This is a genomic window from Luteibacter sp. P4_E6 (genome assembly GCF_056401535.1).
Genome location: NZ_JBFUJE010000411.1, coordinates 1 through 3540, shown reverse-complemented (window position 1 = coordinate 3540; position 3540 = coordinate 1). Strand labels below are relative to the sequence as shown.

The following is a 3540-nucleotide window of genomic DNA, read 5'->3' as shown; positions in this document are numbered from 1 at the left end:
ATACGCGTAGTGACCTGACGAATCAACGTCTCGAGGCGATGCGAAATGGCTGGTAAGACACCGGAAGACAGGGACCATGAATGGAGCATCCAAGTCTTCAAATCCGTGCTTGAGACCGGGAAAACGGCACTCAGTACCCTTTTGATCGTCTGCGGAGGAAGTGCTGTTGCGCTTCTCGCATTCATCGGCAATCTGGCGAAGGACGGGAACGGTCCTCGCGTTGCCGGACTGGCGCCCGCGCTGCTCTGCTACGCCATAAGCCTGGGCATCATCAACGTCAAAAGCGGCCCGACTCTAGTTTAAACGTGTATGGAAAATGGGACGACGTCAGAATCCGTCCAGAGGACCCTGCGAATCTGTCCTGTTGCGGCCCCCGCCCAACCTCCCTACATTGGTGCAATGCACGCACCAGATCAGGCTGACCTCCTAACCTTGCTCGGCACCGGCCTCGCCGTCATCGGTGCAGACCTCTGCGTGAACTGGCTCAACCCTGCCTTGGGCGAGGTCCTCGACGTCGGTCCCCGCACGGCGGTAGGCCAGCCGTTGCCGGTGCTGATGCGCGAGCCATCACTTGCCTCCCAGCTAGAGCGCACGCTGCTGGAACGCCGCCCCTTCAACCTCCGTGGCGCCACCTTCGGCGTGGCGCGGGGGCGCGAGATCATGGCCGACCTGACCATGCAGCCACTGGACGACGGTCGGCTACTGGTCGAAGTGCACCCGCTGGCGCCCGAGCTCAACGCGGCAGCCGGCACGCCGCTCTCGGCCACGCTGCGCGGCTTTGCCCATGAAGTGAAAAACCCCCTGGCCGGCCTCCGTGGCGCGGCCCAGTTGCTCGAACGCCGGGTGGCCGACAACGACCTCCGCCAGCTGGCGAGCATGGTGATCGCCGAAGCAGACCGCCTGGCTGCCCTCGCCGACGGCCTGCTCCGGCATCGTGGTGCAGCACGCCTTGGCCCGGTCAATGTCCACGAACTGCTCGAGCGTCTCGAGGGCTTGGTCGGTGCCGAAGCCGACGCGCTGCGCGTTCGCCACGACTACGATCCCAGCCTTCCGGACAGCCTGGGTGACACCGATCGCCTGCTCCAGGTGCTGCTCAACCTCACCCGCAATGCCAGCGAAGCCGGCGCGACGACGATCACCCTGCGCACCCGCGTCGAGCACGGCGCTCGTCTCGGCGAGCGCACGGTGCGCGCGGCGCTGCGCATCGACGTGATCGACGACGGCCCGGGTGTGCCAGACGAGCTCCGCGACTCTCTCTTCCAGCCGTTGGTGTCGGGCCGTCCCGATGGCACCGGCCTCGGCCTCGCCTTGTCGCGCGAGATCGCGCTCGAACACGGCGGCGACCTGCGCTTCACCAGTCGCCCCGGTGAAACGGTGTTCTCCCTGTACCTTCCGATGGAGCGGCACCATGACTGAAATCTGGATCGCCGACGACGATCGCGGCGTGCGCTTCGTGCTCGCCGAGGCCCTGCGTGATGCAGGGCACACGGTGCGCGAGTTCAGTGCGGGTGATGCGGTGCGTGCCGCGTTGGCCGAAGGTCGGCCGGGCTTGCTGGTGACCGACGTGCGCATGCCCGGCGAAGATGGCCTGCGTCTGCTCGAGGACCTCACTCGCCGCAATATCGGCCCCGTGATCGTCATGAGCGCCTACACCGATGTCGCCACGACAGCGGCGGCATATCGCGCGGGCGCGGCGGATTATCTCGCCAAGCCCTTCGACCTCGACATGGCGGTGGAGGCCGTAGAACGCACGCTCGCCGCGGCCCATGAAGAAGTGATCGTGCCCGTCGGCCGCGTCGATGCGCATTCGCTGCTCGGCGAAAGTCCGGCGATGCGCGAGGTGTTCCGCTTGATCGGCCGCGTCGCCGCGAGTGATCTCAACGTGTTGATCACTGGCGAAACCGGCACCGGCAAGGAGCTCGTGGCGCGTGCGCTGCATGAAGAAAGCGCGCGCAGCGGCAAGCCCTACGTCGCGTTGAATACAGCGGCCATTCCGGCCGAGCTGCTCGAGAGCGAACTGTTCGGTCACGAGGCGGGTGCGTTTACCGGTGCCCAGCGGCGCCATGCCGGTCGCTTCGAGCAGGCTGAAGGCGGCACCTTGTTTCTCGATGAAATCGGCGACATGCCGATCGCCTTGCAGACGCGTTTGCTGCGCGTCCTGGCCGGCGGCGAGTTCTACCGCGTGGGTGGCCGCGAGCTGATGCGTGGCAATGTGCGCATCATCGCGGCGACCCACCAGGATCTGGACGCGCGTGTGGCCGCCGGCCTCTTTCGCGCGGATCTGAAACATCGCCTGGATGTGGTGCGTATCGAGCTGCCGTCCTTACGGCAGCGTCGCGGCGACATCCCCGTGCTGGCGCGCCACTTCCTCGCCCAGGCCGCGGCCGAGCTGAAATTGCCACCGAAACGTTTCTCGCGCGGGGCGATGAAACTGGTCGAGCAGCGTGATTACCCCGGCAATGTGCGCGAGCTGGAAAATCTGTGCCGCCGCCTTGCGGTGATCGCGCCGGGCGCGGAGATCCTTGCCAGCGACCTCGGTGCGCTACCCGCGCGGGAAACGCGCAGTAGCGAATGGACCGATGCCCTGCGCATCTGGGCCCAGGACGCCCTGGCGCAGGGCGAAGTGGACGTGCATGCGCGCGCCCGCGACGCCCTCGACAAAACCTTGTTGCAGGCCGCACTCATCGCCAACGACGGGCACAGGCAGCACGCCGCCGCCGCGCTCGGCGTCGGTCGCAATACGCTCACGCGTAAACTTGGCGCATCGCGCAAGCGGCGCCCTTCCAACGGATAACAGCATGACCCTCTACATACGCCGCGCAGGTATCGATGACGCGGACGCAATCGCCGGCTGGAATATCGCGATGGCATGGGAGACGGAGAGCAAGGCGCTCGACCCGGCGACCATCGGCCGTGGGGTGCGCGCCGTGTTCGATGAGCCCCGGCGTGGCTTCTATCTGATCGCCGAGCTCGATGGCGTGGCGGTCGGCTGCCTGCTCGTCACCTACGAGTGGAGCGACTGGCGTTGCGGGGACTTCTGGTGGGTGCAGAGCGTTTACGTGGCGCCCGAGGCACGGCGTGCCGGCGTGTTTCGCGGCCTGTATGCGCACGTGAAGGCGATGGCGGGTGGCGCTGGGGCCGTGGGCGTGCGCCTTTACGTCGAGACGGAGAACGAGCGGGCGCAGGCAACGTATGCCGGTCTCGGCATGGAACGTTGCCACTACTACATGTATGAGGCGATGCTGGCATCCTGACCCGTTATCGCGAGCACCCATTCGCCGATGAATCGGCTCCTACAGGGAGCACGGCGGTTAGAGCTGGGGGACGCGGGGGTCGCCCATGTCGACGGCGGAGATGCGTTCTTCGAACTCGCGTGCGGGCACGGCCTTGCCGAAGAGGAAGCCCTGCATTTGCGGGCAGCCGGCGGAGCTCAGGAAGTTAGCCTGTTCCACGCTTTCGACACCTTCGGCGAGCACCTTTTTGTTCATGCCGCTGYCCATAGCGATGATGGCGCTGACGATGGCGGCGCTGTCGTTGTCC

The 3540-nt window shown here is 66.2% G+C and carries 5 protein-coding genes; 4 read left to right on the top strand and 1 reads right to left on the bottom strand.

Annotation, left to right across the window (positions count from 1 at the left end; translation table 11 throughout):
* Positions 1-45 precede the first annotated feature (45 nt).
* The 4 genes from AC1DT2_RS18230 (at position 46) to AC1DT2_RS18215 (ending at position 3254) form a co-directional block, all read left to right on the top strand.
* On the top strand, positions 46-303 hold the full coding sequence (locus tag AC1DT2_RS18230; protein WP_477297889.1) for a hypothetical protein: 258 nt from the start codon (positions 46-48) through the stop codon (positions 301-303).
* Between the two features lie 96 nt (positions 304-399).
* On the top strand, positions 400-1416 hold the full coding sequence (glnL, locus tag AC1DT2_RS18225) for a nitrogen regulation protein NR(II) (protein ID WP_477297888.1): 1017 nt from the start codon (positions 400-402) through the stop codon (positions 1414-1416).
* Entirely contained in the window at positions 1409-2794 is a 1386-nt protein-coding gene (ntrC, locus tag AC1DT2_RS18220) for a nitrogen regulation protein NR(I) (RefSeq protein WP_063570560.1), read from the top strand. The genes glnL and ntrC overlap by 8 nt, the downstream gene beginning before the upstream one ends.
* A gap of 4 nt (positions 2795-2798) precedes the next feature.
* Positions 2799-3254: an N-acetyltransferase family protein gene (locus tag AC1DT2_RS18215; protein ID WP_477297887.1), complete on the top strand. Its 456-nt coding sequence runs from the start codon at positions 2799-2801 to the stop codon at positions 3252-3254.
* Positions 3255-3311: 57 nt separating this feature from the next.
* Here AC1DT2_RS18215 and AC1DT2_RS18210 read toward each other — a convergent pair.
* Positions 3312-3540: EAL domain-containing protein (locus AC1DT2_RS18210; RefSeq protein WP_477297886.1), on the bottom strand; the 229-nt coding region annotated here is incomplete at its 5' end.